The following is a 2,966-nucleotide window of genomic DNA, read 5'->3' on the forward strand; positions in this document are numbered from 1 at the left end:
AAACAGTACAGCGCGAGCGCTGTCTGCTCCGGCTTCGTCACGAGTGACAGCTCCGCTTCAACGACGACGCCAAGCGTTCCCTCAGCGCCGACAAACAGTTTTGAGAGGTTGATTACCTCCTCGCCCGCGTCGTTCTCGTAGATTACCTTGTGGAGGTTGTATCCCGAGACCGATCGCTTCAGGGTCGGATATCGCTCCGCAATCTCGGTTGCGTTGTCCTCGACGAGTCGGCGAACCGTCCGGTAGAGTGCCGCTTCACGGTCGTCACCGGCGACGAGACGATCCCACTCCTCGCTGTCGAGGACAACCTCGCCTGTCTCGATCACCGAGCCATCCGCGAGCACAACTGTTAGTGATTCCGTGTAGGCGTCGGTGATACCGTACCGTACGGAGTGCGCCCCAGTCGAGTTGTTGCCGATTCCGCCGCCGACGGTCGCTCGTGCCGAGGACGCCGGATCGGGCGCGAACTTCAGCCCGTAGGGTGCGAGGGCGTCGTCGAGGTCATCCTGTACGACGCCCGGTTCGACGACCACACGCTTGGCGTCCGGGTCGATGTCGACGATCGAATCCATGTGTCGCGAGAGATCGAGCACGAGACACCCCGGACCGACGGTCTGGCCCGCGAGCGATGTCCCTGCTCCGCGAGCGAGGACCGGCAATCCGTGTGCTGCGGCGATCTCCATCGCGACCCGCACGTCCTCGACATCAGTGGGAAACACGACTCCGGCGGGCTCCGCACGATAGATGCTCCCGTCGGCCGCGTACAGCACCCGCGCGTACTCGTCAAACCTGATTTCTCCACGGAGGCGATCGGCCAATGCCTCGGCTGCTTCGGCCCACTCGTCGGTCTCCAGCGGGCGAATGTGCTCGGAGTCCGTAATATCGTATGTGGCCGCATCCTCAACTGCCATGTCTTAATATTTGCAATTAATCATTATAAATTTGCGTATCGCTGGAGCTATGAATTCGGCGCACCCACGAGGCGGCATGCGACTGGCACGGATCGACACCCCGGACGGAATCAAGCAGGGACCGATCGATGACGGCGCTGTCGAGAGCGACGGTGAGCGGTACGAGATCGGCATTGATGGGACGTTGGCCGCGCCGTGTACCCCGACTTCGATCTACTGTGTCGGACGGAACTACACGGCAACACTCGACCAGATGGCGTATGACCGCCCTGACGAGCCGGACTTCTTTATCAAGCCGCCGGGATCGATTGCCGGCCACCGCGAGAAGATCCCATACCCCTCGTTCACCGAAGAGCTGACCTACGCCGGTGAGCTCGCTGCCGTAATCGGGGAACGCTGCCATCGTCTTGCGTACGAGGAGGCCAGGTCGGTCATCCGCGGATACACGATTATGAATGACCTCGACGCGCTGGATCAACAGGGCCGAACCGCCCGCAAGGCGTTCGTCGGATCAGGCCCTCTCGGTCCGTGGATCGAAACCGATCTCGATCCGACGGCGATCGACATGTACACCGAGATCAACGGCGACAAAAGACAGGAGTCGAACACTGAGTTGATGCTGTTCGACCCCTTCGAGATCGTCTCGTACCTCTCAGCGCGATTTGTCTTCGAGCCCGGCGACGTCATCGCCTTCGGGAGCCCGGCGAACCCGGGAACCGTCGAGCCGGGCGATACGATCGAGATTACCTACGACGGCGTCGGGACGTTATCGAACACGATCGCCGAACCGGTCGGATCGGCCGTTGCGTGGCGAAAATAACATCCCGTTGCGTGGGGCGACAGCGAGAGACCGCTACGCTACGCGGTTTTCGAGATCTTCACCCGAGTCAAGCGCCGTAACGTTCGCCGCGAGGATGTCGCTCAGCCGTTCGTAGTAGTACGGCGTGTGGCCCGCGTTGTGTGGGGTGATCTGGACGTTGTCGAAGTCCCAAAGCGGGTGTCCTGGCGGGAGCGGTTCAGGATCAGTGACGTCCAACACCGCGCCCCCGAGGCGGTTCGATCGGATCGCAGAGACGAGCGCGTCGGTGTCGACGACCGGACCGCGGGCAATGTTGATGAGCGTCGCGTGCGAGGGGATTGTCAACAGCGCGTCGCTGTCGATCAGTCCCTCGGTCTCGTCGGTGAGCGGGCAGGCGATAACGAGATGGTCCGTCCGCGCGAGTGCCTCGTGGAGCCGATCGAAACCCATCACCTCGTCAGTTGGTCCACCCTTTTCCGGAGAGTAGCGGACGCCGATCGTTTTGACGCCAAACGGTTCGAGCCGCTCGGTGATTGCGTGGCCGATAGCACCGAGGCCAACAATAGTCACCGTCGATCTCTGTAGCTCTCGCGTCTGGAACGACCGCCACTGGTGGTCCTCGGCCTGCCGAATCGCTCGAGGGAAATCACGCGCCTGCATGACGAGCGCGCCCACGACGTACTCGGCGATATTCGGTCCGTGGACTCCTGAAGCGTTCGTCACGGCAACGTCGTTCGCTTCGAGTGCTGAGATTGGGAGGTGACCGGTCCCAGCGTAGATGCACGCGAACAGATCGAGATTCTCCGCCCGTTCGAGGTCGTCTGTGTCCAGATTGAAGCCCGTGGCGATCCGCGCGGATTCGAGGAACTTGCGCTCTTCGCTCGGCGTTCGGGCGATTACAACCTCACGATCGGGCAGTCGCTCCCGGATCGCGGCGGCGTATTCGCCCATCGCGAGGCCGTGGATCTTCTGACGAAGCACGACGATGTCTGGATCCTGCATGCCCGTACGCAGATACTGAAATCCAAAGAAACCACCCTTCCCGGAAAAGCCCGATCCAGTCACCGACACTGATCGAACGCCGATAGCCGACGACGGTCCGGAGCGTTTAATAGCTAAACGCGGCCCGTTGAGGGTATGGAACGGACAGACGTGGCAATCGTCGGTGGCGGCCCCGCCGGTTCCTCCGCGGCGCATGCGGCCGCCAGCGCCGGCGCGGATGCGATCGTCCTCGAAAAGGGGGTCCCGCGCGCTGA

Annotated in this window: 4 protein-coding genes; 2 read left to right on the plus strand and 2 right to left on the minus strand. The window is 62.1% G+C overall.

Annotation, left to right across the window (positions count from 1 at the left end):
- On the minus strand, nucleotides 1-911 hold a 911-nt coding region (locus R6U53_RS10350), incomplete at its 3' end, for an FAD-binding oxidoreductase (RefSeq protein ID WP_410322285.1).
- Between the two features lie 76 nt (nucleotides 912-987).
- Here R6U53_RS10350 and R6U53_RS10355 point away from each other — a divergent pair.
- Nucleotides 988-1,731 (plus strand): fumarylacetoacetate hydrolase family protein, encoded by a 744-nt coding sequence (locus R6U53_RS10355; RefSeq protein WP_410322287.1) that lies wholly within the window; start codon nucleotides 988-990, stop codon nucleotides 1,729-1,731.
- A gap of 33 nt (nucleotides 1,732-1,764) precedes the next feature.
- Here R6U53_RS10355 and R6U53_RS10360 read toward each other — a convergent pair whose 3' ends face one another.
- Nucleotides 1,765-2,712 carry a D-2-hydroxyacid dehydrogenase gene (locus R6U53_RS10360; RefSeq protein ID WP_410322286.1) on the minus strand — a complete coding sequence of 316 codons (948 nt, stop codon included), beginning with the start codon at nucleotides 2,710-2,712 and terminating at the stop codon, nucleotides 1,765-1,767.
- A gap of 135 nt (nucleotides 2,713-2,847) precedes the next feature.
- Between R6U53_RS10360 and R6U53_RS10365 the strand changes: the two genes are divergently transcribed.
- Nucleotides 2,848-2,966 (plus strand): FAD-dependent oxidoreductase (locus R6U53_RS10365; RefSeq protein ID WP_410322288.1); only part of this gene is annotated, 119 nt, incomplete at its 3' end.

It is taken from the genome of Natronomonas sp. (assembly GCF_046483325.1).
In the GTDB taxonomy this organism is placed as follows: Archaea; Halobacteriota; Halobacteria; order Halobacteriales; family Haloarculaceae; genus Natronomonas.

Bases quoted from the DNA above. Each gene is read 5' to 3' on its own strand.
- R6U53_RS10355 (WP_410322287.1), top strand. From the start codon at position 988: ATGCGACTGGCACGGATCGACACCCCGGACGGAATCAAGCAGGGACCG.
- R6U53_RS10360 (WP_410322286.1), bottom strand. From the start codon at position 2,712: ATGCAGGATCCAGACATCGTCGTGCTTCGTCAGAAGATCCACGGCCTC.